Origin of the sequence: Acidocella aminolytica 101 = DSM 11237 (assembly GCF_900129125.1) — a bacterium.
GTDB classification, from domain to species: domain Bacteria; phylum Pseudomonadota; class Alphaproteobacteria; order Acetobacterales; family Acetobacteraceae; genus Acidocella; species Acidocella aminolytica.
The window spans coordinates 45624-69617 of record NZ_FQVJ01000019.1 but is presented as its reverse complement, the minus strand read 5'-3'; the positions used below and the strand labels follow the sequence as shown (position 1 = coordinate 69617).

General features: G+C 56.3%; 26 protein-coding genes and 2 pseudogenes. 10 read left to right on the top strand and 18 right to left on the bottom strand.

Translation table 11 applies throughout. The annotated features are described in order from the left end of the window. Window positions 1-267: IS630 transposase-related protein (locus tag BUB54_RS11455; RefSeq protein WP_073211640.1), on the bottom strand; the 267-nt coding region annotated here is incomplete at its 3' end. A 314-nt stretch (window positions 268-581) separates the two neighbouring features. Continuing rightward, complete coding sequence (gene recQ, locus BUB54_RS11450; RefSeq protein WP_244890775.1) at window positions 582-2309, bottom strand: DNA helicase RecQ; 1728 nt, start codon at window positions 2307-2309, stop codon at window positions 582-584. Between recQ and BUB54_RS21805 the strand changes: the two genes are divergently transcribed. Beyond that, window positions 2301-2423 carry a hypothetical protein gene (locus tag BUB54_RS21805; RefSeq protein ID WP_280521940.1) on the top strand — a complete coding sequence of 41 codons (123 nt, stop codon included), beginning with the start codon at window positions 2301-2303 and terminating at the stop codon, window positions 2421-2423. The genes recQ and BUB54_RS21805 overlap by 9 nt on opposite strands. Before the next feature lie 69 nt (window positions 2424-2492). Here the strand turns inward: BUB54_RS21805 and BUB54_RS11445 are convergent, their stop codons facing one another. From BUB54_RS11445 to BUB54_RS11400, 10 genes and pseudogenes are all read right to left on the bottom strand, one after another. Continuing rightward, complete coding sequence (locus BUB54_RS11445) at window positions 2493-3215, bottom strand: amino acid ABC transporter ATP-binding protein (protein WP_048877515.1); 723 nt, start codon at window positions 3213-3215, stop codon at window positions 2493-2495. Further along, on the bottom strand, window positions 3202-3870 hold the full coding sequence (locus tag BUB54_RS11440) for an amino acid ABC transporter permease (protein WP_048877516.1): 669 nt from the start codon (window positions 3868-3870) through the stop codon (window positions 3202-3204). Before BUB54_RS11440 ends, BUB54_RS11445 begins: the two co-directional genes overlap by 14 nt. Before the next feature lie 250 nt (window positions 3871-4120). Beyond that, entirely contained in the window at window positions 4121-4933 is an 813-nt protein-coding gene (locus BUB54_RS11435) for a transporter substrate-binding domain-containing protein (RefSeq protein WP_217652491.1), read from the bottom strand. Between the two features lie 305 nt (window positions 4934-5238). Next, window positions 5239-5982 (bottom strand): arsenical resistance protein ArsH, encoded by a 744-nt coding sequence (arsH, locus tag BUB54_RS11430; RefSeq protein WP_048877517.1) that lies wholly within the window; start codon window positions 5980-5982, stop codon window positions 5239-5241. Continuing rightward, window positions 5979-7046: an ACR3 family arsenite efflux transporter gene (arsB, locus tag BUB54_RS11425; RefSeq protein ID WP_456303984.1), complete on the bottom strand. Its 1068-nt coding sequence runs from the start codon at window positions 7044-7046 to the stop codon at window positions 5979-5981. Before arsB ends, arsH begins: the two co-directional genes overlap by 4 nt. After that, window positions 7039-7476 carry an arsenate reductase (glutaredoxin) gene (arsC, locus tag BUB54_RS20805; protein WP_048877560.1) on the bottom strand — a complete coding sequence of 146 codons (438 nt, stop codon included), beginning with the start codon at window positions 7474-7476 and terminating at the stop codon, window positions 7039-7041. Before arsC ends, arsB begins: the two co-directional genes overlap by 8 nt. 138 nt (window positions 7477-7614) lie before the next feature. After that, window positions 7615-7851, bottom strand: a pseudogene (locus BUB54_RS21510) (ArsR/SmtB family transcription factor); the annotation flags it as partial. A gap of 574 nt (window positions 7852-8425) precedes the next feature. Further along, window positions 8426-8938: an iron transporter gene (locus BUB54_RS11410; RefSeq protein WP_048877519.1), complete on the bottom strand. Its 513-nt coding sequence runs from the start codon at window positions 8936-8938 to the stop codon at window positions 8426-8428. 3 nt (window positions 8939-8941) lie between these two features. Next, a complete protein-coding gene (locus tag BUB54_RS11405) occupies window positions 8942-9769 on the bottom strand; it encodes an FTR1 family iron permease (protein ID WP_048877520.1) in 828 nt (275 codons plus the stop codon). Next, a complete protein-coding gene (locus tag BUB54_RS11400; protein WP_073211637.1) occupies window positions 9769-10107 on the bottom strand; it encodes a cupredoxin domain-containing protein in 339 nt (112 codons plus the stop codon). Before BUB54_RS11400 ends, BUB54_RS11405 begins: the two co-directional genes overlap by 1 nt. A gap of 122 nt (window positions 10108-10229) precedes the next feature. Here BUB54_RS11400 and BUB54_RS11395 point away from each other — a divergent pair, with 122 nt between their 5' ends. Beyond that, window positions 10230-10766, top strand: coding sequence for a hypothetical protein (locus tag BUB54_RS11395; RefSeq protein WP_048877521.1), 537 nt, complete (start codon window positions 10230-10232; stop codon window positions 10764-10766). A gap of 132 nt (window positions 10767-10898) precedes the next feature. On the opposite strand, the gene BUB54_RS11390 is transcribed toward BUB54_RS11395, so the two are convergent. Then, window positions 10899-12371, bottom strand: coding sequence for an AMP nucleosidase (locus BUB54_RS11390; RefSeq protein ID WP_048877522.1), 1473 nt, complete (start codon window positions 12369-12371; stop codon window positions 10899-10901). Between the two features lie 142 nt (window positions 12372-12513). Next, the gene (locus tag BUB54_RS11385) at window positions 12514-13410 is read right to left on the bottom strand and encodes a LysR family transcriptional regulator (protein ID WP_048877523.1); all 897 of its coding nucleotides are present in this window, start codon (window positions 13408-13410) and stop codon (window positions 12514-12516) included. A 119-nt stretch (window positions 13411-13529) separates the two neighbouring features. On the opposite strand from BUB54_RS11385, the gene BUB54_RS11380 reads away from it, so the two are divergent. The 6 genes and pseudogenes from BUB54_RS11380 (at window position 13530) to BUB54_RS11355 (ending at window position 19122) form a co-directional block, all read left to right on the top strand. Next, the gene (locus BUB54_RS11380) at window positions 13530-13925 is read left to right on the top strand and encodes a (R)-mandelonitrile lyase (protein WP_048877524.1); all 396 of its coding nucleotides are present in this window, start codon (window positions 13530-13532) and stop codon (window positions 13923-13925) included. A gap of 3 nt (window positions 13926-13928) precedes the next feature. Beyond that, window positions 13929-14671 (top strand): annotated as a pseudogene (locus BUB54_RS22085) (SDR family oxidoreductase). Window positions 14672-14685: 14 nt separating this feature from the next. Next, window positions 14686-14913 carry a tautomerase family protein gene (locus BUB54_RS11370; protein WP_048877525.1) on the top strand — a complete coding sequence of 76 codons (228 nt, stop codon included), beginning with the start codon at window positions 14686-14688 and terminating at the stop codon, window positions 14911-14913. A gap of 134 nt (window positions 14914-15047) precedes the next feature. Continuing rightward, window positions 15048-16112 (top strand): oxidoreductase, encoded by a 1065-nt coding sequence (locus tag BUB54_RS11365; protein ID WP_048877526.1) that lies wholly within the window; start codon window positions 15048-15050, stop codon window positions 16110-16112. A 227-nt stretch (window positions 16113-16339) separates the two neighbouring features. Beyond that, the gene (locus BUB54_RS11360; RefSeq protein ID WP_048877527.1) at window positions 16340-16822 is read left to right on the top strand and encodes a (2Fe-2S)-binding protein; all 483 of its coding nucleotides are present in this window, start codon (window positions 16340-16342) and stop codon (window positions 16820-16822) included. After that, on the top strand, window positions 16822-19122 hold the full coding sequence (locus BUB54_RS11355) for a xanthine dehydrogenase family protein molybdopterin-binding subunit (protein WP_048877528.1): 2301 nt from the start codon (window positions 16822-16824) through the stop codon (window positions 19120-19122). The genes BUB54_RS11360 and BUB54_RS11355 overlap by 1 nt, the downstream gene beginning before the upstream one ends. Window positions 19123-19227: 105 nt before the next feature. Here BUB54_RS11355 and BUB54_RS11350 read toward each other — a convergent pair whose 3' ends face one another. Together BUB54_RS11350 and BUB54_RS11345 are read right to left on the bottom strand one after the other, a co-directional pair. Beyond that, window positions 19228-20172: an XdhC family protein gene (locus BUB54_RS11350; protein ID WP_048877529.1), complete on the bottom strand. Its 945-nt coding sequence runs from the start codon at window positions 20170-20172 to the stop codon at window positions 19228-19230. A 12-nt stretch (window positions 20173-20184) separates the two neighbouring features. After that, window positions 20185-20769 carry a nucleotidyltransferase family protein gene (locus BUB54_RS11345; protein WP_073211634.1) on the bottom strand — a complete coding sequence of 195 codons (585 nt, stop codon included), beginning with the start codon at window positions 20767-20769 and terminating at the stop codon, window positions 20185-20187. Window positions 20770-20986: 217 nt separating this feature from the next. Here BUB54_RS11345 and BUB54_RS11340 point away from each other — a divergent pair, with 217 nt between their 5' ends. Then, the gene (locus BUB54_RS11340) at window positions 20987-21235 is read left to right on the top strand and encodes a DUF6489 family protein (RefSeq protein ID WP_048877531.1); all 249 of its coding nucleotides are present in this window, start codon (window positions 20987-20989) and stop codon (window positions 21233-21235) included. A 78-nt stretch (window positions 21236-21313) separates the two neighbouring features. Then, window positions 21314-22144: an NAD-dependent protein deacetylase gene (locus BUB54_RS11335; RefSeq protein WP_048877532.1), complete on the top strand. Its 831-nt coding sequence runs from the start codon at window positions 21314-21316 to the stop codon at window positions 22142-22144. A gap of 43 nt (window positions 22145-22187) precedes the next feature. Here BUB54_RS11335 and BUB54_RS11330 read toward each other — a convergent pair whose 3' ends face one another. Continuing rightward, window positions 22188-23342: an NAD(P)/FAD-dependent oxidoreductase gene (locus tag BUB54_RS11330; RefSeq protein WP_139284883.1), complete on the bottom strand. Its 1155-nt coding sequence runs from the start codon at window positions 23340-23342 to the stop codon at window positions 22188-22190. Continuing rightward, on the bottom strand, window positions 23306-23989 hold the full coding sequence (locus BUB54_RS11325) for a methyltransferase domain-containing protein (protein ID WP_158320063.1): 684 nt from the start codon (window positions 23987-23989) through the stop codon (window positions 23306-23308). Before BUB54_RS11325 ends, BUB54_RS11330 begins: the two co-directional genes overlap by 37 nt. Window positions 23990-23994 lie beyond the last annotated feature (5 nt).

The following is a 23994-nucleotide window of genomic DNA, read 5'->3' as shown; positions in this document are numbered from 1 at the left end:
CACCCAGATCGCGTTGATGCTCACCCCAAACGCCTCGGCCCGCTCCCTCAGAAGGGCCTCGGGATGTTCGAGAACATGCGCCGCCAGAGCCGCTTTATCGAGCTTACGCCGGCGCTCCTTGGCAGGTCTCGGCGTCAAATCTTCTCTGCAAAGCCAGCGGTGGATGGTCATGCGGCTGACGTCAAAAATCCGCGCAGCCTCGGTGCACCCTCCACCCTGGCGCACGTAATCAACAACACGCTTACGCAAATCAACGCTGTAGCTCATCCGCCGACACCCATTAAAGATGACAGAGTTTAGCGCGTAACGTTGTTAATGGGAATCACTATAACTCACAGCTCGCTCACGCAAATCAACGCTATAGCTCAAAGCCACCTCCAGAAGATGGCTCAATAATACGTCAATCCGTTCTTATTTGGAATCACTATAAATGAAGATGGCCGAGTTTCAGCCCGTATTTGCCCATCAGGCGGTGTTCAAATTCTGTTAGGTGCCGGGCGCAGCGACAGGCCGTCAGTCTCTCTGACAACGCCGATTCATATTCACACAATTGAAAATTGCTGATGGCGTAAGTTCAGCTGTTAATTAGCTTGGTTCACAATCGCCAAAATTGCATCGCCATAACGGTCCAGCTTGGTGGTGCCCAAGCCGGGTAGTTGCCCGAGCTCTTGCCGGTCTTTGGGGCGGGCTGAGGCAATGGCGGCCAGGGTGGCGTCGTGAAAAATCACATAAGCGGGTAGTTTCTGTTCTTTGGCGAGGCGCGCGCGTTCCGCCCGCAGTACTTCGAAGAGTTTTTCGTCCGCAGGGGCGAGGGCGATGCGTTCAGCTTTTTTCTTCAGCATGGCCCGCGCGCTTTTACCGCCATGGTCCTGGCGGAAGAAGATTTTCTCCCGTCCGCGCAGCACGGCGTCGCCATATTCGGTCACGCAGAGCGCGCCGTAGGAGTCGTGGTCCACTTCCAGCGCGCCACGTGCGATAAGCTGGCGGAATACAGCCCCCCAGCCTTTGCGGTCCAGCTCCGTTCCCACGCCGAAGGTGGGTAGCTTGTCATGACCGAAGCGTTCGATTTTTTCGTTAAGCGTGCCCAGCAGAATATCTGTGAGATGCCCGACGCCAAAACGCTGGCGTGTGCGCCAGGCGGCGGAGAGGGCTTTTTGCGCCGCCACCGTGCCGTCCCAGGTTTCCACCGGGTTCAGGCAGTTGTCGCAATTTCCGCAAGGCTGGGCCAGAATCTCGCCAAAATGCGCTAGAATGGCCTGGCGGCGGCAGGTGGCGGTTTCACACACGCCCAGCAGAGACTCAAGCTTGGCGCGCTCCACGCGTTTGATCTCCGGCGGGGAACTGCCTTGTTCAATCATGCTCCGGCGCAGCACCAGATCCTGCATTCCATAAAGCAGCAGCGTTTCGGCGGGCAGGCCGTCGCGCCCGGCGCGGCCAGTTTCCTGGTAATAGGCTTCGAGGCTGGAAGGCAGGTCTAGATGCACCACAAAGCGTACATCCGGCTTGTCGATACCCATGCCGAACGCCACGGTTGCCACTAGCACCAGCCCCTCGGAGGTTAGAAACGCATCCTGGTTGGCCGCGCGCACGTCCGCGGGCAACCCGGCATGATAGGGCAGTGCGTTCACCCCTTGCGTGCAGAGGGCGTTGGCGGTTTCCTCCACAGCATTGCGGCTGAGGCAATAGACAATGCCGCTCTCCTCCTCATGCGCCTTCAGGAAGGTTTGTAGCTGCTTCATGGGCCCGGATTTGGGCATGACCGCGTAGCGTATATTCGGCCGATCAAAGCTGGAAACAAACCGCGCGGATTCCTCCAGCCCCAGCCGTTTTGCGATATCCTCCCGGGTTTGAGGGTCCGCCGTGGCGGTCAGAGCGATGCGAGGCACGTTGGGGAAGCGTTCGGCCAGCATCGCGAGTTGCAGATATTCCGGGCGGAAATCATGCCCCCATTGGCTGACGCAATGAGCTTCGTCGATGGCGATGAGGGAGATGGGCGTACCAGCCAGCATGTCCAGAAAATCTGGCACCATCAGCCGTTCCGGCGCGGCGTAGAGCAGCTTCAGGCGGTTCTCCCGCATGGCGGCACGGACTTGTGCACGTTCTGGCCCCGTCAGGCTGGAATTGAGCGCCGCTGCCTCTACCCCCACTTGCCGCAGCGCCGCGACCTGATCGCGCATCAGGGCGATTAAAGGGGAGACGATAACGGCCATGCCGGGGCGGCAGAGGGCAGGGAGCTGATAACAAAGCGATTTGCCGCCGCCGGTGGGCATGAGCACCAACGCGTCTCCGCCCGCCGTGACATGGCGCACAACTTGTTCCTGTTGCCCGCGAAAGCCCGCATGGCCAAAAACGCGATGGAGGATATCAAGAGGATCGGCGGGGTATGGCGACATTGGCGCGAGACTTACAACCCGGCGCCGTGATCATGCAATTTTACGCGTCCGCAGGGGCATAAAAAAACTCCTGGCCGGTGAGCCAGGAGCTTTTGAGGGTCAGAGAACTTTCGCGAGAAAATTCTTCGTCCGTTCCATCTGCGGATTGGAGAAGAGGTCCTTGGGGTTGCCTTCCTCGACGACGTAACCGCCGTCCATGAAGATCACCCGGTGGCCGACTTCACGCGCGAAGCCCATTTCGTGCGTCACGACGACCATGGTCATGCCCTCGGCCGCGAGGTTCTTCATCACCTGGAGAACTTCGCCCACCATTTCGGGGTCGAGGGCGGAGGTTGGTTCGTCAAACAGCATCACGTCTGGCTTCATCGCCAGGGCGCGGGCAATGGCAACGCGTTGCTGCTGGCCGCCTGAAAGCTGGTCGGGGTAGCTGGCTTCCTTGCCTGGCAGGCCAACCTTGGCCAGCAGCTCGCGCGCGGTGGCGTTGGCTTCGGCTTCGGGTATCTTCTTGACCTTGCGCGGACCGATAGTGATGTTTTCCAAAATCGTCAGATGTTTGAACAGGTTGAACTGCTGAAACACCATGCCGACATGCTGGCGCAGCTTATGGATATCGGTCTTGGGTTCGGTCAGGTTCATTCCGACGATTTCAATTTCGCCGCTGGTGACTGACTCCAGCCCGTTGAGGCAGCGCAGGAAGGTGCTTTTGCCACTGCCCGACGGGCCAATGACGACAACCACCTCCCGCTCTTCCACATGATTGGTGATTCCTTTCAGAATCTCATGGTGGCCGAAGGATTTGTGCAGATTTTTAACGCTTATCAACTTGCAGCCTCCTTTCCATGTAAGACGCGCATTTGGAAACGGAGAAGATCACGATGAAGTAAAGCAGCGCGACAAGCGCCCAGATTGTGAAGGAGGCGAAAGTCGCGGCGATCACGATTTCGCCTTTATACACCAATTCGGCCACGCCAACGGGGGCCAAAAGAGAGGTATCCTTGATGGTTTGCGCCGCTTGGTTGACCAGAGGCGGAATCATCCGCTTGAAGGCTTGCGGCAGAACGATGTAGCGCATCGTCTGAAAGCCGGTCATGCCAATGCTCATGGCCGCTTCCTTCTGTCCCCGATCAACACCGAGAATACCGGCGCGGATGATCTCGGTGACATAGGCGCCTTCGTTCAGGCTCAGCGTCAGGGCGGCGGCGAGGATCGGGTACATAAGCTGCCCGAACCATTGGTTCACCGGCAGAATTGCGGGTAGACCAAGCACGATGAAGAAAAGCTGCACCAGCAGCGGGGTGGACCGGAACATCTCAACATAAGCAGAAGAGATCCACCGGAACGGTGCAAACGTGGAGAGACGCATGAGTGCCGCGAACAGCCCGATAATCACCATCAATATGATGGCAACGATCGAATACTGAATCGTCAGCGCCAGCCCCCCCAGAATGACCGGAAGATTTTGCCAGACAACGTTCATGACGCTGTACTACCTTACGCTTGATTTATAAGGAAGATGCAGGATCCAGGGCATGTCCTGGCGGCCTTGGGGTGCATCGCGGAACGCGGTGTGCAGGCGTCAAAATGCTGTTTCGATGCAACGGATATAAAGAATAAAGCCAAAAAATCGCCTTGACGTTTCAAACCCTATGCAAAAACACACTCACAGCGCGTATTGTATGAGGCTGGCTGCCTGAGTTGGGCATCCAGCCTCATAAAAGGGGCTTTACTTAGTCCGAAACAGCAACGGAAGCCGGCTTCATCACGGCGTTCACTTCGCCGCTGGTGTCGCCGCCAAAATACTTCACAAACAGCTGGTGGTATTCGCCGTCCGCCTTGATCTTGGCTAGACCGTCATTGATCTTGGCGACCAGCGCAGGGTCTTTCTTGCTGATGGCGATGCCGTAATACTCACCGGTCAGCAGCGGCCCAACAGTTTCCACATTGTGGTGCTGGATCTTGAAGTTCACATTCACCGGGTTGTCGAAAATCACCGCGTCCGCACCGCCGGTTTCCAGTGTCTGATAGGCGGAGTCAATGTTCGCGAACTGCTTGACATGGTTCATGTCAAAGCCGTGCTGCTGCAGGTAGTCGACCGAGGAGGTGGCCTTCTTGGTGGCGACCACATGGCCCTTCAGGTCAGCGAAGCCCTTAATGCCGGAACCTTTTTTGACCAGAATGGACAGGCCAGACTTGTAATAGGCATCGCTGAAATCAACGTTCTGCATGCGGCTGGTTTTGATGGTGATCCCAGCCACGGCGGCGTCCAGAGCGCCGGTCTGCAGGCTGGGAATAATCCCGTTGAAGGGCAGCGTCTTGATCGTGACGGTCATGCCCTCAGCCTTGGCAATCGCCCTGATCATGTCGATATCGAAGCCGGACACTTTGCCGTCCACCTCGGTCTCGAAGGGCGGGAAGGTTGTGTCAGCGCCAACCACGATGTTGGTTGCGCTGCTCTGCGCGCGGGCAGTCTGCGGTGCGGCCACATAGGCCAGACCCAGCGCCAACGGCGCGATCATCGCAACGAAAGTTTTTCTTTTCAAGATCGACTCCTCTCTTGAAGCGTTACATCAAACCGGAGCGATGATATGAGGTGTCCAGGATAGTCTCCGTTAAGCACTCATTGCTCCCCCTTAATACTATGCGGATGGTCCGATCTGGAAGTCAAGGAGCGCCTTAGACGAGACGGAAGCAGGGGCGCCAAGGGTGCGTCCGGCCTTGATAATCAAGCTGTTCCGAGCCTGGTCTGCCATGCTTTTTGATTAAAATATTCGCCAGCCTGGCGGCGGCGCGCTTGGGGAGTGTGAGGCCGGAAAAGCCTTGAGTTGAGGCTTTGCCGGCCTTCTTATTATGAGCCTGCCGCTTTGGCCTGGGAGGCCAGGTCGGCTTTTGCTTCGCGGATGGCGTCGGCTTTTCGTTCAGAATACCGGTCAACCAGAAGTGCTGCGTGCGGACGCAGCAAGATTGTGAACCGCACCAGCTCCTCCATCACGTCGACAATGCGTTCGTAATAGGCGGAAGGCTTCATGCGGCCTGCTTCGTCGAATTCCTGAAATGCCTTGGCGATGCTGGATTGGTTGGGGATGGTGAACATCCGCATCCAGCGGCCAAGCAGCCGCAGCGTGTTCACGGCATTGAAGCTTTGCGAACCGCCTGAGACCTGCATGACGGCAAGCGTGCGCCCCTGGGTGGGCCGGATTCCGCCCATTTCAAGTGGCAGATGGTCAATCTGGGCCTTCATGATTCCGGTAATCTGGCCGTGCCGCTCGGGGCTGCACCAGACCTGCCCTTCGGACCACAAAGACAGGTTCCGTAATTCCCGCACTGCGGGATGGTCGTCGCCTTTGACCTGATCCGGCAGGGGCAAATCCGAGGGGTCGAAAATTCTGGTTTCCGCACCAAAGAAACGCAGAATCCTCGCGGCTTCTTCAACCGCCAGGCGCGAGAATGACCGTGGCCGTAAAGAGCCGTAAAGCAGCAGGATGCGGGGTGGCGGATCGTTCGGGCCAAGCCCGGCTGCGGGGCGAGGGGTGGCAAATGCTTTTTCCAGGGCAGGTACATTGTCCGGGTCGGGGAGTGTACGTAAGCTCATGAACGGCCCCTTTCATACCAGCCGCGTGAGTGACGGACGATTTTTACCACCGAAAGCATCACCGGCACCTCAACTAGCACTCCCACAACCGTTGCTAGCGCTGCGCCAGATTGGAAGCCAAACAACGCAATGGCCGTGGCAACCGCAAGTTCAAAGAAATTGCTGGCGCCAATCAACGCGGAGGGGCCGGCCACGCACCACTCAACGCCGAGCTTGCGGTTGATCCAATAGGCAAGGCCCGCATTGAAATAAACCTGAATAATGATCGGCACGGCCAGCAGCGCGATGATGGCGGGTTGCCGGACAATTTGCTGCCCTTGCAAGCCAAAGAGCAAAATCAGTGTAAGCAGAAGCGCCGATAAAGACAAAGGCGCCAGTGTTTTCAGGGTGCTGCTGAGCGCGGGTTGACCGCCTTTTGTTAGTAGCGTCCGCCGCCATAGCTGCGAGGCCGTCACTGGGACCACGATATAAAGCACCACGGACAAAACAAGCGTATTCCACGGCACCGTAATTGAGGAAAGTCCCAGCAGCAGTGCCACGATAGGCGCAAACGCTACGATCATGATGCTGTCATTCAGCGCCACTTGGGTCAGCGTGAAATGCGGTTCGCCTTCGACAAGATTTGACCAGACGAAGACCATCGCCGTGCAAGGGGCGGCGGCCAGCAAAATAAGTCCCGCCATATAGAAATTGATCTGATCCGCCGGGAGAAAGGGACGGAACAGATGGCCGATGAAAAGCCAGCCTAAAAACGCCATGGAGAAAGGCTTGACTAGCCAGTTTACGCCAACCGTTGAGGCCATGCCTCGCCAATGCTTGCCGACATGGCGAAGCGCCGCTGGGTCAATCTTCAACAGCATGGGCACGATCATCAGCCAGACGAGCACGGCGACAGGCAAATTCACCTGTGCAAAGGTCGCGTTGCCAAGCGCATGAAACAGGCCCGGGGTAAGCTGGCCCAGAACAATGCCAGCGATAATACAAAGCGCGACCCATATTGTCAGATAACGCTCAAAAACCCCCATGCCGGACGCTTGGTTGGGGGGGGCAGTGAGTTCACTCATGGCCCGGCTTGTCCACGCGCTGGCCTGCCGCGTCAATCACAGCTTCGCCATCTTCCTTCGTGAAGGTCCCGCGCTGCGGATTTGGCAATATCTCAAGCACAGTCTCGGAAGGGCGGCACAACCGTACCCCCAAATCCGTCACGACAATGGGGCGGTTGATAAGGATGGGGTGCGCCATCATGGCATCTAACAACGCATCATCCGTGAGGTCCGGGTTATCCAGGCCCAACTCATGATAGGGTGTGCCTTTTTCCCGCAAGACGCTGCGAACCGGTACGCCCATCCGCTGAATCAGATCAGACAGTTCGGCCCTGCTAGGTGGTGTTTTTAGATATTCGATGACAAGGGGCTCTTCACCGCTATTTTGAATCATCGCCAGAACATTGCGTGACGTACCGCACGCGGGGTTATGGTAGATGGTCACCTGCATTGCGCGCTCCTTAGTTGGTATCTTGAGGGGGGCAGGGGGGAGGCAGTCACAGGCCGACAGCGCGCTCATGGTCGCCGCACATACTTCGGGCCGCCCCTGGCAGCAATCACGCATCAGAAATGCAATCAGGCTGGACAGCGCCGCGTAAGACGCTGTGTACCGGATCGACCGGCCTTCACGTTGCGACTGAATCAACCCGGCATGTTCAAGATGCGATAAATGAAAGGAGAGGCGGGACGAGGCAACGCGCAGTTCCTTCCCAATTGCCCCGGCGGCCATGCCTTCCGGTCCAGCTATTACAAGGAGCCGCACAATCCGTAGCCTCGTTTCCTGTGAGAGAGCTGAAAATGCGTTGAGGGCTTGAGCTTCGTCCATGATGATTTAATATATCAAGAAATATTGAATTAAAAGAGATAAAAATAACCTGCTCAAAATCCGGTAATATTCTCGCTTGGATCAGGGGCAATTCTTTGGGATAGAATGGGATTGAGGGCAATATTGATTGCGGCGGGAGTGTGTGGACGCATTTGTTGTAACGTGTGATGATACGCCTCCAATCTTCGGGCTTTGCGAACACGTTTTCGACTTTATGACGTCGCCTATGGAACTCATTGTCATAGTCCATGGCCTGCTTTTGCTTTTTGTTTTAGATATCTGTCCGACAGCCCCCTGTTGCGAGCTCACCCCGGCACCGGTTGCTTTCATGGCCATGGGCGGAGATGAGCATCTGGCCCCAGGGCAAGCGCCTAACACTTTGTAAGCGCTCTTATGGTCACTCAGCTGACCCACCGGGAGGTGCGCTAGCGCAGGCGCTCCGCCTTCCCCGCGCAAGGCGGATTGCTTGGCGTTTAGCTTGCCTTTGATTTGTTCACCGTCCCTGTGGCTGGGCAGAAGCTGGCGCATTGGCCATGAGCAATCCGTAAGCCTGGCCGCAGGAGCGGTAAAGAAGTCAGCTTTTTGCTGGATAGTTAAAGCTGAAACCTTCTGTGAATGGCTTCCACCAAGGGGGAATGCCGGTCGCAGCGTCTTTATGCCGATAGTAGCCACTCACCGAAGGCGGCTGGAAGGTATAAACCACATGGTATTTTCCTGGACCGTCCATGGTTAGGCTCTCAGCATAATGCGGTCCGTCATTGGCAGACATTGGCAACAGCACGCCTTTATGAGACCAATTTGATCCCTCTTTGGTCAGAATATAGCTGATCTTCACATAGGGAATCCAGGCTTGGTCCGGGTAGCCCCAGCGGTTGTTGGCGGTGGCGTGCAGATCCACCTCGAGATGGATTGTATCAGGCCCCATCACCATGTTTGGAGGCGTGGGGGACATCTCCACACCCAGAAGAAAAGAGGAGACGATTTCCATGTCGGCATGATAGTCAGGGCCACCGACATAATATTCCTTGGCCTGAGCCGCCGCCGCGACAAAGCTGAAAAGCGAGGCCCAGGCTATAAGTTTATGCATAAATCAAGTCTCCTGACGATGAAGGGTTTGAGGGCGTGACGCGCGGTGCGACAGCCAAAGAAGGGAAAAAAGAGTGATTACCCAGATAAGAAGTTGAATGCCCATGGGGCGGTCCGAATAGCCGAGCAGGGCCTGGGCGGCTTTTCCGGCGATGGAGCCGGTGGAGAGTAGCCAGGACGTGTTCCAGAGTTGGTAGCCTAGAGCTGGAATGTAATTGTCGTTCGCCAGCAGGGCGGCGGCTTGCCCGGCCATGCCAGCGGCCAAAAGGGCGATGAGAGTGGACGTGACGCCGAACAGATGCTTTAAGGGAATAGCCAGTAGACCACGGTATAAAGCCCAGGAAACCGCACCGCCAGTGAGCACTCCCAGCATCCCGCCACTGATTAAGGCGGCCGCCCCAAGCGGCGCGGCTGTGGCGATTCCGTAAAGGAACAAGGCAACTTCAGAGCCTTCGCGAAGGATGGCAATGGCTATGACGGCGGCCATGGCCAGCATGGTGCGGTGACCAGCGGCAATTTCGGCACCCATTTCGCGCATCTGATTGGCCATTTCGCGGCCGTGACGGGACATCCAGGCGGCGTGCCAGCCCAGCATCAGCACGGCAAAGCCTAAAATGGCCGCATCGAAAACATCTTGGCCGTTGCCAGCAAAAGCGTCGGTGAGTTCACCCAGTATGGCGGCCACCAACCCAGCGCCAGCAAACCCCGCCAACAGCCCGCCCCACAAATAAGGCGCGCGGCGCGGGATTTCTGCCGTGGCGGCAAGAACAATGCCGACAATCAACCCCGCCTCGAGCACCTCACGGAAGACGATGATGAAGCTGGCCAACATTATTTGGCCTCCACAATGCCATGGGCGGATTCAGGGTGGTAGTCATCGTAGAATTTATACCGGCCCGGGCTAAGAGGGCCGGCCATTACAGTAATGGTTTGGCCGGGCATGAGAATTTTCTCGACCCGTAGATCGGGACTCTCGAACTCGTCAGGAGTGGTGTCATGGCTGGTGACCAGCAGCTTGAAGCGCTTTCCCGCAGGAACGGTGATGTGATCCGGGGTAAAGTGATGGCTTTCCAAAACCAGATGGAGCGGCGCCGCCATGGCGGGCAGGGCGGTGGCAGCTGCGGCGAGGCTTAGAGCCAGTCTGCTGAAAATTATGTCTTTTTCCGCCATGCACGCGAGTCTCCTTTCAATGTTGTAAATAGTTCTCATTTGCGATATTGAGCAGTTAATGCAAATTATTTGCAATATCAAGAGGGCTGACCAGCCCGTCTTTTGACAGGAATTGCCGCTTCATGACTTTTGGCCTTGAGATCGCCAACGCTCTCGATCCGTACCGTATTCCCGCGCACTGGCTTGTGGCTTTGTACAATCGTGACTTCACGATTTCGCTTCAGCCATGGCAGTTTTTAATTCGCGCGCTCCATGTTCTGACGGTTTGTATGTTTTTTGGGGCGATTGCGGTGCTGGATTTACGCCTGCTGGGCGTTGCGCCGGACTTGCCGCTGCGGCCATTGCTCAAACTGGTGTTGCCGTGTGTCTACGTGACTCTGACGCTAGCGATGATCACGGGATTTGCTTTGTTTTTTTATGACCCTGTCGCCGTTGGCAGCCATGATTGGCTGACGCCGAAGCTTCTTTTTATTGCTTTGGGTTTTGCCAACGCGCTTTGGTTTAACTGGCGTTATTTGCCGGGGCAGTTGGCGTCTGAGCAAGGACTGACCAAAGCGAGCCGTGCCGCTGCCGCTACCTCGCTGCTGCTCTGGGGTATGGTTGTTTTGTGCGGCTGTTTGAACGCCGAGCCGCCACCGCGCTTATTTCTGGGCAGCTAACTTGGGAGCGAATTTTTAGAAAGGTGAACCTTTATGCTTCCTTGGCTCGTTCTTTAAAAGACAAGCCGTTTAATAAGTGCAAGGCTGTTTATGCCGTGCAACGAGAAGAAGGCAGGGCTCACCTTTTTCAGATTATCGGAACACAGGCTCATCAAAAGCTCGAAGCTTCCGGGAGTGCAGCGAATGCAGTTGATCGCGCAGTAGATCGATCGTTTCCAGACCAATCTGCAGATGCTCTCCTACTGCGCGTTGATAGAAAGCTGAGGCTGCGCCGGGAAGTTTGATCTCTCCGTGCAGTGGTTTGTCGGAAACACAAAGTAGCGTCCCATAAGGTACGCGCAGGCGGTATCCCTGCGCGGCAAGCGTGCCGCTTTCCATATCGACGGCAATGGCGCGGCTAAGATTGATACGCCGCCGCTCCTGACTCCAGCGTAGTTCCCAATTACGGTCGTCATAGGTCACAACTGTACCCGTACGCAGTCGTCGCTTTAATGCCTCTCCGCGCTCACCAGTAACCCGGGCGGCCGCTTCCTGAAGCGCAAGCTGAACTTCGGCAAGCGCTGGTACGGGCACTTCCGGCGGCAGAAGTTCGTCAAGAATTTTGTCACGCCGCAAATACCCGTGGGCGAGAACGTAGTCGCCAATCACTTGGCTTTGCCGTAAACCGCCGCAATGGCCAATCATGAGCCAGCAATTTGGGCGCAGAACGGCTAGGTGATCGGTGATATTCTTTGCGTTCGAAGGCCCAACTCCAATATTCACAATGGTCGTGCCACTCTGTCTGTCCCTGCGTTCCAAATTATAGGCGGGCATCTGGAAACTCTGCCATGGCGCGTGCGCAACAATGCGCTCCGCTTCCTTGGTCGGCGTGTCGCGCTTCACACTCAGGCCGCCGGGTAGGTGCAACGCAATATAGGGCGATCCTTCGCGAGCAAGTTCCTCAAGTCCGTAGCGGACGAAGCCATCAACATAACGCTGGTAGTTGGTCAGCAGAATCCAGGGTTGAATCTGACTCCAATGCGTACCAGTATAGTGCTGCAGGCGCTTCAGAGAGAAGTCTGTCCGCACGGCATCGAACAAGGCCAGAGGCCGGGGTTCATCGGGGCCGAAATGCCAAAGCCCATCGGCTACTTCGTCGCCCACCGTGGATAGGCGCGGCGTTGGGAAGAGGCGTGCGAGATCCGCAACCTGGACATTGCCTCGGACGAACTCATCCCCGCTTTCGGTCACGTATGGATATGGAATTTCTAGGTCGCTGACTCCAACCGAGAGTCTGGCTCCAAATTCTGCAACCAATGGCCGCAATTGCTCCAGCAGATAAGAACGGAAGAAACTCGGCTGGGTGATGGTGGTAGAATAGAGACCTGGCTTCTGCAGCTTGGCCCAGGCTCGGTTGGTATATTGTGTTGCGCCCGTGGGCTGCCAGGTTATGTCAAGCCTTGGGTAACGAAAATGGCTCCTTTCGGCTGGCGTAGGCGGAGCGCCGGTCTTGACGTAGCGCGCCAATGCTTCCCGCAAGGAGGAACAAGCAAGGGTATAAGCGGATTCTAAGTGTTCCGCGACTTGTTCAGGCGTCAAATTTTGGAACAGGTTACGGTCACCCATCACATATCTCCCTCGAGCGGATATCGTTATGCCCTAATAAGTCTCAAGTCGGTATGCTACCCAAGTACGAAATCCGTGGTAGATGACTGTTTTAATGTATCTGACGACGGACGGGCTGCCACGCTATTTTCAGAAACGGCTGTCATTCATTGAAGCGCATTGCCTCAACAAAGGCTGAGAATGCCGGTGAATTGAGCTTCCGGCTGGGATAATAAAGATAGTATCCTTCATAGAGAGGGCACCATTCTGACAAGACATCAACCAGCTTGCCTTCTCTCAGATAGGTCTCCGCCAGTTCATACGGAACATAACCAAGGCCAAGCCCATCCAAAGCGCCTGCTAGAACCAACATGCTGTTGCTGAAGGTAGTCTGCCCTTCAACCCGCAGCATAAAATCGTGCCCTTCCGGGCTTCTAAACTCCCAGCGAAGATTTCCTCCGGCTGTGGTCATACGCATATTGATACAATTATGGTTGCTTAGTTCGTATGGCGTATTGGGGGGCGAACGACGTTCAAAATAGGCTGGAGAACCTAAGACACAGAACCGCCAGTCAGGGCTAATCCGGGTCGCGACCATGTCCTTCTCTAACGCTTCGCCGATCCGAACACCAGCATCAAACCGTTCGCCGACGATATCGACAAGGGCATAATCCATGCTGAGCTCGACTTTGATATCAGGGTATTTTTGTAGAAACGCCCCCAGCTTTGGCCGGAAAACCGTTTCTATGGCGGCGTCAACGCAGGTGATCCGAATTGACCCTGCTGGCTTGTTCCGCATTGATGTAATGGCGTCCAGCTCAGCCGAAACTTGTTCAAACAGTGGCCCAATCCGGCGTTGCAGCCGCTCGCCAGCCTCTGTTGGGGCTACCGTCCGTGTTGTGCGCGAGAGGAGCCGAAGCCCAAGGCGGCTTTCTAATCCCTTGACAGTGTGACTCAGCGCAGACGGTGTCACGCCAAGTTCGGCAGCTGCCTTGGTGAAGCTGCGTTCCCGTGCGACAATGAGGAAAGCGGCGAGTTCATTAATCTGGTCACGCGGCATTGTTGATCTTATCTCATAAGTGCATGAAGTTTATTCGGTCTAATAAAGCCCGGCAAGGCGACATATCTTCTGTTCAGTTTCCTCGGGCTTTGGGCCTCTGAAAATGACAGGAGAGCATCATGGAGATTTTTCGAGCTGGCCATAAGCCGTCTGCCAAGGGACCTACCGATTGGTTTACTGGTATAGTGCGGATTGACGCGCTTTTTAACCCGGCTGCGCCTGAACGGGTCCAGGGGGCCAACGTCACCTTTGAACCAGGGGCCCGTACCGCATGGCATACACACCCATTGGGCCAGACCCTCGTTGTGACCTCGGGCGTTGGGCGGGCGCAGCGTTGGGGCAGTCCCATCGAGGAAATTCGTCCAGGTGATGTTGTGTGGTTCGCTCCCGGTGAAAAGCATTGGCACGGCGCTGGACCTCATACGGCAATGACGCACCTCGCGATTCAGGAAGTTGAAAATGGTAAGGTGGTTGATTGGATGGAACAGGTTTCTGACGAGCAGTACGGCTCCTGAAGCATGATTAAGGACAAAGTTGTTATTATCACCGGTGCCTCGTCCGGCATCGGTAAGGCGACGGCGCGGCTGCTGGCACGGCAAGGCGCAAAAGTTGTTCTTGGCGCCCGTCGCGAAGAAAGGCTGACGCAAATTGTTGAAGAGATCCGTTTTGATGGAGGCCAAGCCACATCTCGGATGATGGATGTAATCAGCCCGTCCGATAATGAGGCGATCGTCCGTCTGGCCCAAGACAGATTTGGCCGCGTCGACGTCATCTTTCTGAATGCCGGCCTGATGCCGACATCGCCGGTATCGGCCATCAAAACAGACGAATGGAACGAAGCCTCAACATCAATATCAAGGGTGTTCTGAACGGTGTTGCGGCAGTGATGCACTCATTCATCGCGCAGAAGTCCGGCCAAATCATTGCGACCTCATCGGTGGCGGGGCTCAAAGCTTATCCTGGCAGTGCGGTATATGGCGGCACAAAATGGTTTGTCCGCGACTTCATGGAAGTATTGCGCATGGAATCGGCCATGGAGGGCACCAACATTCGAACCGCGACGATCTATCCGGCAGCAATCAGCACCGAATTAGACGCCGGCATCTCCCACAAGGCTTCCGCGGAAGCGATGGGAAAGCTTTATGCCCAGTATGCCATTAGCCCAGACCGGATCGCCAACGTTGTGTCCTTTGCCATTGACGCCCCAGTGGATACCACCATCAGTGAGTTCACGGTTGGGCCGGTCAGCCAGGCTTGGTAAGGAGAATAGTCAACATGCCACATGTCATTGTAAAACTCTGGCCGGGCAAGAGCGAACAGCAAAAACAGCACTTGGCCGACGCCATTGCCAGGGACGTTGCCACTATCCTTGGATATGGCAATGAAGTCATATCGGTCGGATTTGAGGAGGTAACGGCGACAGACTGGTGCGACCAAGTCTTTCAGCCTGACATCGTTGAAAAAGCTAATACTCTCTACAAAAAACCCGGCTACACAATGTAGCCTTGTCAGATCATGCTGCGTTGCGTCATAAATGAGAACGCAACGTACGCGCTTAATTGCGTGCAGTCTCGTGCTGCCTTCCTGACAAGTCAAAAATGCCATATCCAATAGGCTGTTTTCAGGAGAAAATTAGCATGCAAACGGATACTGTCCGAGTAGGTTTGGTTGGCTACGGCTTTGCAGGTCAAATCTTTCACGCTCCATTGATCGGTTCTTTGTCTGATTTTCAGCTTGTCGCAGTAGCTTCTCGACAGGCCGAAAAAGTATTTGCCGATCTGCCTGACGTCGAGGTGATGCTATCTCCCGAGCTGCTTTGCAAGCGAGAAGATCTTGATTTAATCGTTATAGCCTCACCAAACGATAGTCATGCTTCTTTAGCTCATGTTGCGCTTGAGGCCGGAAAGCATGTCGTCGTGGATAAGCCGTTTGTACTGAACCTCGCAGAAGGCCGTGACCTCATAGCTAAAGCAGATCGTCACGATCGCTTGTTGTCGATATTCCATAATCGTCGCTGGGATAGTGATTATCTGAGCGTCAGCCGGGAAATTACACGTGGCTTGGTAGGGCGTGTCACGCATTTTGAATCGCATATAGATCGTTACCGTCCAACGGTTCAGCAGCGGTGGCGAGAACAGGCGGGGCCTGGTAGCGGGTTATGGTTTGATCTTGGGCCGCATCTGGTTGACCAAGCGTTGCAGCTGTTTGGCCTGCCTGAGCGCGTATATGCCAGCTTAGCAATTCAACGCAATGGCGCTGAGGCCGACGATTGGGTTCATGCGATACTTGATTATAGTGAATGCCGCGTCATTCTGCAGGCCAGTATGCTCTCTGCGGTCGCGGGTGCGCGTTTTGTTGTGCATGGTGAGCAGGGAAGCTTAGTCAAGCGCCATGCCGACCAGCAGGAAGCACAGCTGCTGTCAGGTTTAACCCCGGGTGCAATAGGCTGGGGCATAGATTCGGACCCAATGCTGTTTTATAATGGCCTTAACTCTCCCCAAAGCTTGCCCACGCAAGCAGGTGATCAGCGTTGTTACTATGCGCAGATTGCAAAAGCTCTGCGCGGCGAAGGGCCTAATCCCGTGACTCCCCTTCAGGCCCTGGCGGTTATGGCTGTTATTGAGGCTGGGACTGAATCAGCTCGTTTAGGCGCCGCTGTTCCGTTGCCTCTCACGGTTAATGAACAGAAGGTATGGCGGTGAAGGTGAGGGGGCGTCTGCATTCAGAAACGGATGGAGGTATTGAGCCGTCTTTCACATCGGGGTTTTGATGGTTTTAGCCATTCGCTTCACCGGTATGGCCTGTTCCTGCCTTTTTTCCTGATGGAGATGTTCCGCCCGCTGAAATTCCCAGATGCGTCCCTAAATAAAAGGCGCGCCAATTTATATGTGCACCGATCCAGGCGCCGACAAATAGACAAGGACGGACCATGACTCAGAAACTGGTGATCCACGTCAACGGAAAGAACCGCACGGTTGAAGCTGAGCCGGAGAGCATGCTGCTTTACGCGTTGCGCGACAATCTTGGTCTGCGGGGACCAAAATTTGGCTGTGGATTGTCGGAATGCGGCGCCTGCACGGTGCTCCTGAACGGCAAGGCGATCCATTCCTGTGTTATGCCACTAAAAATGGTGGAGGGGCAGAAAGTTACAACGCTCGAAGGCTTGGTCGAGGACGGCAAGCCAAACAAGCTGCAACAAGCCTTCATCGACGAGCAGGCAGCGCAGTGCGGGTACTGCATCAACGGTATGATCATGAAGGCGCAGGCGCTGATTGACCAGAATCCACATGCCTCCCGCGACGAAATCAAGGTTTCACTTGAAGGCAATCTTTGCCGCTGCGGCACGCATATGAGAATTTTGCGCGCGGTTGAGCGTGTGACGCAAGGCCAAGCCAGCCAGGGAGGCAACTGATGAGCGCGCTCAATGACATCAAGACGAAATCCCGCACAAACCTAGGCCGCCGTGGATTTCTTCAGGCATCCGGTGGTCTTTTTGTTGCCTTCAATCTGTTTGGCGACGCCGAGGCTGTGTCGGCCTCGCAGCCGATTGGCAGCGTCCAGGCTCCGCCACCAGAAGGCAAGCTCTATGCTTGGCTTGCGGTGCATCCAGACAATACAGCCACGCTCTTCACCGGCAAGGTTGACGTTGGCACGGGTACCAAGACGGCATTGGCGCAGATCGCGGCTGAGGAACTGGATATTTCAGTTGACCGCCTCGCGGTTGTGATGGGCAATACCAGCGAAACCGTTGACCAGGGGCCGAGCTATGGTAGCCGTACTGTCCGCTATGCTGGTCCGCAAATCCGCCAGGCTGCGGCCGCCGGCCGCGCGGTGCTGCTCGACCTAGCGGCTGATCACTTCAAAGCCAAAGCCAACAGCCTCTCGGTCAAGGATGGCGTAATTTCGGACTTGTCCGGCCAGAGCATCAGCTATGGCGATCTGGTCGCTGGTAAGCAGCTGGATATGACGATCGGTGCCACCGGCACCTCCTTCGCGATGAAGGTCGCACCGGAGGCCAAGGCCAAGGATCCCAAAGATTACACCATTATCGGCCAGTCGGTCGCGCGAAAGGACATCCCAGGTAAGATTACGGCGGATTTCAACTATATCCAGGACGTGAAGGTGCCGGGTATGCTGCATGGCCGTGTGGTCCGGCCCTACGGAGTGCAGGCAAAGCTCGAGAGCGTTGACGAATCAGCGGTGAAGGGCATTCCGGGTTTTGTGAAGCTGGTCCGGCGCGACAATTTCCTAGGCGTCGTATGCGAGACGGAATGGGCGGCGATTCAGGCTGCCGCCAAGCTGGGTTCCGTGCTGCACCCGAAAGGCCCCGACGCATATGCAGCCAAATGGTCGAAATGGGACGGCCTGCCCCAGATGGATAATATCTGGGATGTCGTGCGCGATACCCCAGGCACGACTGCCGTGGTCGCCAATAAGGGCTCGGTTGATCAGGCCATGGCAGTGGCCAAAAAGACGCTGAAGGCAACCTTCAGAACGCCGTTCCAGATGCACGGCTCAATTGGGCCATCCTGCGCCGTGGCGGATGTTGGCAAGGAGCAAGCGATCTTTTGGTCGGGAACGCAGATGCCGCATGAAGCGCGGCGCGATATGGCAAAACTGCTCGGCATGAAGCCAGAGCAGATCGAGCTGCGCTGGTTCGAGGCTGCCGGTGCCTATGGCCGTAATGGGCTCGAACATGCGATCGCTGACGCGGCGCTGATGTCGCAGTCGGTTGGCAAGCCTGTCCGTGTACAATGGATGCGCTGGGATGAGCATGGCTGGGAACCGAAAGGCCCGCCGATTACCCAGGACCTTGAAGCGGCAATCGACGACAACGGTAATATCACAGCGTGGCGTCACAAGATGTGGATTCCAACATTCCTCGACAACACACTGATCGCGGCGCAACTCATCGGCAGGCCGGACATCGTCGGTGCGGTTGGCCACGGCCTGCCGGCGATCGCCTATGCCTATCAGTTTGAGAATGCAGACGTGGCATGTCATGGCGATGGCAGGGTGGCGTTGCGCACAGCTTGGCTGCGTTCGCCGGCGCAGTATGAGACAACTTTCGCGATGGAAACCTTCATCGACGAGCTGGCGGCCGAAACCGGTCAGGATCCTCTCGCATTCAGGCTTAAATACCTGAAGGACCAGCGCGCGATTGACGTGCTCAAGGCAGCGGCCAAACAATATGGCTGGGCGCCCAGGCCCGCGCGTGGTCAGGCGCCGCAGGCTGGAAAGCCCGTTAAGGGGCGGGGTATCGCCTGGGTTAATCGGGACGATAGCCGCGTTGCCACAATCGCGGATGTCACGGTGGATCCGTCAAACGGCACGATCAAGGTCGATCGCGTCGTGGTCGCGCATGATTGCGGCTTGGTTGTTAACCCGAATGGGCTGAGGAATCAGGTTGAAGGCAACGTGATCCAATCAATCAGCCGCACGCTGCATGAGGAAGTCACGTTCGATCATTCGCATGTGACCAGCCGTGACTGGATCGGCTACCCGATCCTACGTTTCAAGGAGGTGCCGGATAGCATTGAAGTGGTGATCGTCAACAACGACCCGAAATACCCGATGCACGGCGCCGGTGAACCTTCAACTTGCCCAACGGCGGCGGTAATCAGTAGCGCTGTTTACGACGCGGTCGGTATCCGCTTGCGTGATCTCCCGTTCCGGCCCAACAAACTCAAAGCCGCTCTTAGCCAAGCTTGAGCTTTCCACCTATGGAAATGGCATTCTTATAAGAGAGAAAGCCTTTTCGTGCTTTGAATTGCCGTGGCTATTTTCTTGCCGCGCCACGTTGCGCGGCTGGAGTGTTTAGCTTGTATAAGCAGCATCAGGTAAAGCATGCTCACCTGCTGTAAGTTCTTTAACCGCGCTGGCGATAATGGAGAGTGCGATTTCGCTTGACCCAACCGCCCCGATCTTGAGTCCAGCCGGACCTTCTATGCGTTGCAATTCAGCGCTTGTAAAACCAAGCAGACTTAACCTTTGCAGGCGGGTGGCGTGGCTGCGTCGGGACCCTAGCGCCGCGATGTAACCGGTAGGAGCCCGCAATGCCGCAGCCAAGGCAGGATCGTCGAGCTTTGTGTCGTGGCTAAGAGTGACAACCGCAGTGCTGTTGTTTGGTACCAACGCTGCAACCGCCTCATCCGGCCATCTTGAATCGAGTGTAATTCCGGGGAAACGTTCAGGTGTCAAATAAAGACCGCGGGGATCAATAAGAGTGACCCGCATGCCAACCTCCTGGGCTATCACCGCAAGTGACTGCGCGATCTGCACGGCGCCAACAATCAGCATCCTCCTCGGAGGCCGGTAAATATTGACGAAACCTGAGCCGCCAAGTTGTTCACTCGTGTGGCCCATTGCATCGGTTGTGAGTTGAACAGGTTCGCCGTCGGCTTGCGCGGCAGCCAGCCTGGAAAATAGCTCTTGCCTGAACCCGTTCGGTGATACGGGCTGTATCATGACCTCGATCTCACCGCCACAGGGAAGGCCGACAGCCCATGCGGATTCGTTTGTTACACCGTAGCGGCGCGTCAGAAATCTATTGTTACTGATCACGTCGGCAACTTCTGTCATAACGGCGTTTTCTACGCAGCCACCTGAAACAGAACCTTCGAAGCGCCCATTTTCCAGAACCAGCATATGGCTGCCACACGGCCGCGGTGCTGACCCCCACGTGGAGGTCACGGTAGCCAGCGCCATCTTGGCATCTGGGTTGGCCAGCGCTAGGGCAAGCAGACGGGTCAGATCAGACATTAGCGAATAAACCTACTCAAAATTCACAGAAAGATCAGCTGGCGAATCCACATCGTGAAGAGTTTTTGCTTCAACTTCAACAACCGTCGCATCACGCAAAAGCCCCCGCGCACCTTGATCTCCTTCAAGCTCTAAAAGTGAATTGAAATGATTGCGACCGAAGAAACAAGGAGGTGAACGGGTGTTACCGTCGGAGCTTGCTATAATTGATCGCGGAGAGGATGCTGTTTTACAAACAGCCGCAAGATGCGCGTTGGTGACGTTTGGCATATCCGCGAGGCATATGAGTACGCCCTGGCAGGTTGACGACATTATACTGCTAATGGCGCAGACTATACTACGCGAAAGCCCTGCCTTCGGAGTTTCGTTTATAATTGTTGTGAATCCAAAGGGCATCAATAATTTCGGCATAGATGGCGCGTCAGGATATGGGCGGGTAACAGCAATCAGCGACTGAAGCCCCAGTGCTGCCATGGCGTGCGCGGCATGCAGCACAAGCGGACGTTCATTATATAAAGCGACCATCTTATCATTCACGCCAAAGCGTTCCGATTGACCGGCAGCAAGTAAGATACCAATAATTGATTCTGGTTCCATGTAGCTTTTAACGCGCCTTTGGCACTCCATTAAGTTGAAGTTTAAAGGGCTATTTGGCCCTTATGCAAGCGTTTACACAGTCTATTTGGCCTATCAAATAATGCGAAGATTGCGCTTGTCTCGCCAGTCTAGCTGTTTGGTTGCAGAACGTCATTGGGATCAGGTAAGCTGGGTTATTGCCGATAACGCGTGGCGCAATGAAAACAGGAACGTCGTCATGAAGATCACCATTGAAATTGACTGCACACCTGACGAAGCCCGGCGGTTTGCCGGCCTTCCAGATGTCGTCCCCATGCAGCAGGCAATTATCGAGAAGCTCCAGCAGCGCATGGAGAATGCTATCGACGCCACAACCCCAGAGGCGCTCCTGAAAGCATGGATGCCCATGGCGCCCGATCAGATGCAGCAGGCTTTTGCTAAACTGTTCAGTTCCTTTGGGGGATTGAGGCCGGGTGAAACGGGCTGACACCACCTCCAGTCAATCCGCTCTGTTTCCAAGAGTTATGAATTGAAGCGCATCTCTGGACCATCGTAAATCACTATCATGACACCCACTGAAAGACTCCTCGGGTTTATTGCCCGCCATCAGCGGTTGTTTGTGCTCACCGGGGCCGGGTGCAGCACCGGGTCTGGTATTCCCGACTATCGCGACGCCGATGGTCAATGGAAGCGCATCCAGCCCGTCACCTATCAGGCATTCATAGGCGATCCCGCCACCCGTCAACGCTACTGGGCGCGCAGCCTTGTCGGCTGGCGGCGTTTTGGCTTGGCTCAGCCCAACACGACTCATCACGCTTTGGCCAAGCTGGAGGCGCATGGCAGGGTCGAAGTGCTGCTTACCCAGAATGTTGATGGGCTGCATCAGGCGGCGGGGAGTACGCGCGTCATTGACCTTCATGGCCGCCTTGACTTGGTCCGCTGCATGGGGTGCGCCCAGCCTCTGCTACGGACCGTGTTTCAGAACGAGCTGGTCATGCTCAACCCCGCTTGGCTGGGTTTGGACGCCCAGACCGCACCGGATGGAGATGCCCACCTGGAGGCGGTGGATTTCTCATCTTTCACCGTGCCACCCTGCCAGTATTGTGGTGGCGTGTTGAAGCCGGATGTGGTGTTTTTCGGTGAGAACGTCCCCAAGGTCATTGTGCAGGCTGCTTATCAGCATCTGGACCAAGCCGACGCCGTGCTCATCGTTGGCTCATCATTGATGGTTTATTCAGGGTTCCGTTTCGTGCAGGCCGCGGCGCAGGCGGGAAAGCCCTTGGCGGCGGTTAATCTGGGCCGCACCCGTGCCGACAGCTTGTTGACCCTCAAAGTTGAACAGTCCTGCGAAGTAACATTGAAGCTTTTGCTGGAATGCATGCAGGAAGAGCATTGACCATTATTATGCGACAGAAGCCTCTGAGAGATGAACGTACGCGTCAGCAACGCATGGTGGCGTACGTAGCGCAGCGCGCCATTGCCGTATCCGGTACACGGGTCCAGGCGGCGGCGCGGGTCAGTGTCGCGGGCCATAAGGCGGCACCAGCAAGCAGGGTAGGGCCCAGTAGCGGCGTCGTCAGCGCTCGATGCAGCATCGCGGCACGCAAAATTTGTCCACCGATATCGGCCCGCAGCTGCTTGTAATACGCTTGGGGTCTCTCCCCGGCGATAATCCGCGAGACCGCCAGTGCCGCGCTGTGCAAGGCAATGGCGAGCCCGTCTCCGGTGAAGGACTGGATAACCGCCGCCTGATCTCCCAGCCGGAACAGGTTTGGCGGATCATCTTCTTGGGGACCGTGAATAAACCCAAAGGGCATGCCAGCAATGGCTAGCGGATTCGGAAGCTGGTCGATAGCCTGGTCCAAGCGTAGCGCCAGATGTGGTGTTGCACGTTGCAGGCTGGCCAGCAGAGCAGGCCATTTGTTTCGGGCCTCCGCCTTGTCAACGAGCAACGACAAGTTGGCCAGCCCTCCTTCGACCATTTGCAGCCCGGCATACCCGCCACGAAACAAAATCAACTCAACATGATTCGCTAGTGCCGCATGTTGCGCGGCCGTCAGTGCGAAATAAGATTTAAGCCCGACAAACCGGCTAGCCCGAGTTGGGCGCATGGCGCCTCGAATCTCGTGTTTGCCGCTGGCCAGAACCAAAAGGTCTGGGCGCAGTACCTCGTCCCCCGCTTCCACGCTGATCCCGCCGCTGGTCTGTATGCGCCGGACCGCTTGGCCGCGCCGTACCTGAACCCCGTTCTTCACGGCCAGCGCAAGCAGCGCCTCATCCAATCCCCGGCGCCGCAGCCCAACTCCGGCGAACGGAAGCGGCGCGGTAATCGTCCGCTCCGCGTGGACTAAGCGCAGCATGGAGATTTCGTGTCCACCCAACGCCGCCGTGGGCAGGCCAAGCCGGGTGAGGTAAATCTGTGTCTCAGCGCTGACGAATTCACCGCAAACCTTATCGATGGCCGCGGTCTCACGTTCAATCAGCATCACCGCCCGCCCGGCTTGGGCCAAACCAATGGCACAAGCCGCCCCCGCTGGACCACCGCCAACAACCAGGATCATGTCGACACCGTATAGCGAAACAGCGGTTGCCATTTAATGCGCGCGTGCAAGCCCGCCTGTGTCAGCAACATCTCCCACTCACGCCGGGAAAAGCCGCGCGCTATGGAAATCTGCCCATCCGCGCGGACAATCGGGTGCCAGCCCAGCAGCCGCGCCAATAGCGGATAGCCGTAATAAGCGAACCAATGTCGATGTAGATCTGTAATATGCCAGCCTAGCCGCGAATGTTCATCCATCCAGCCGAGCAAGCGGACGATCTCGGCATCCGCCAGATGATGAGTGAATTGCGAAGTGACAATAAAGTCCAACTTAACCTCAGGCTGGAAGGCAAAGACATCTTCCGTGAGATAAGTAATATCCTCATCTCCACCAACCGCGCGCGCCGCCGTGGCGCTGCGTGGGTTCAGGTCTAGCCCGATGAGGGAAACGCTGCGCTCCTCCCGGCGTGCCCAAGCGGCAATAATGCGCAGTAAATCGCCCTGGCCACACCCTATATCCAACACCGAGACGCGAACTGAGCGCGGCAGGGCGTGGATCTTGTGCGCCAGCCAATTAATCGTCGTCCGATGGGTCAACGTCACCCGGTTAACCCGGGCCAGATCACCGAGACAGCGTTGATACACCTTCTCGTCCAAGTTCGGGTCATCCATCGCCTCGCCCTGGGCAGAACGCAGAGACAAATCCA

Coding starts and splice junctions, on each gene's coding strand:
- BUB54_RS11355 (WP_048877528.1), top strand. CDS start 16,822: ATGAGCGCGCTCAATGACATCAAGACGAAATCCCGCACAAACCTAGGC.
- BUB54_RS11390 (WP_048877522.1), bottom strand. CDS start 12,371: ATGGGTGACCGTAACCTGTTCCAAAATTTGACGCCTGAACAAGTCGCG.
- BUB54_RS11395 (WP_048877521.1), top strand. CDS start 10,230: ATGACTTTTGGCCTTGAGATCGCCAACGCTCTCGATCCGTACCGTATT.
- BUB54_RS11380 (WP_048877524.1), top strand. CDS start 13,530: ATGGAGATTTTTCGAGCTGGCCATAAGCCGTCTGCCAAGGGACCTACC.
- BUB54_RS11405 (WP_048877520.1), bottom strand. CDS start 9,769: ATGTTGGCCAGCTTCATCATCGTCTTCCGTGAGGTGCTCGAGGCGGGG.
- BUB54_RS11340 (WP_048877531.1), top strand. CDS start 20,987: ATGAAGATCACCATTGAAATTGACTGCACACCTGACGAAGCCCGGCGG.
- BUB54_RS11410 (WP_048877519.1), bottom strand. CDS start 8,938: ATGCATAAACTTATAGCCTGGGCCTCGCTTTTCAGCTTTGTCGCGGCG.
- BUB54_RS11440 (WP_048877516.1), bottom strand. CDS start 3,870: ATGAACGTTGTCTGGCAAAATCTTCCGGTCATTCTGGGGGGGCTGGCG.
- BUB54_RS21805 (WP_280521940.1), top strand. CDS start 2,301: ATGGCGCACAACTTGTTCCTGTTGCCCGCGAAAGCCCGCATGGCCAAA.
- BUB54_RS11330 (WP_139284883.1), bottom strand. CDS start 23,342: ATGGCAACCGCTGTTTCGCTATACGGTGTCGACATGATCCTGGTTGTT.
- BUB54_RS11350 (WP_048877529.1), bottom strand. CDS start 20,172: ATGTCTGATCTGACCCGTCTGCTTGCCCTAGCGCTGGCCAACCCAGAT.
- arsH (WP_048877517.1), bottom strand. CDS start 5,982: ATGAGCTTACGTACACTCCCCGACCCGGACAATGTACCTGCCCTGGAA.
- BUB54_RS11385 (WP_048877523.1), bottom strand. CDS start 13,410: ATGCCGCGTGACCAGATTAATGAACTCGCCGCTTTCCTCATTGTCGCA.
- BUB54_RS11335 (WP_048877532.1), top strand. CDS start 21,314: ATGACACCCACTGAAAGACTCCTCGGGTTTATTGCCCGCCATCAGCGG.
- arsC (WP_048877560.1), bottom strand. CDS start 7,476: ATGCAGGTGACCATCTACCATAACCCCGCGTGCGGTACGTCACGCAAT.
- arsB (WP_456303984.1), bottom strand. CDS start 7,046: ATGAGTGAACTCACTGCCCCCCCCAACCAAGCGTCCGGCATGGGGGTT.
- BUB54_RS11345 (WP_073211634.1), bottom strand. CDS start 20,769: ATGGAACCAGAATCAATTATTGGTATCTTACTTGCTGCCGGTCAATCG.
- BUB54_RS11365 (WP_048877526.1), top strand. CDS start 15,048: ATGCAAACGGATACTGTCCGAGTAGGTTTGGTTGGCTACGGCTTTGCA.
- BUB54_RS11360 (WP_048877527.1), top strand. CDS start 16,340: ATGACTCAGAAACTGGTGATCCACGTCAACGGAAAGAACCGCACGGTT.
- BUB54_RS11370 (WP_048877525.1), top strand. CDS start 14,686: ATGCCACATGTCATTGTAAAACTCTGGCCGGGCAAGAGCGAACAGCAA.
- BUB54_RS11400 (WP_073211637.1), bottom strand. CDS start 10,107: ATGGCGGAAAAAGACATAATTTTCAGCAGACTGGCTCTAAGCCTCGCC.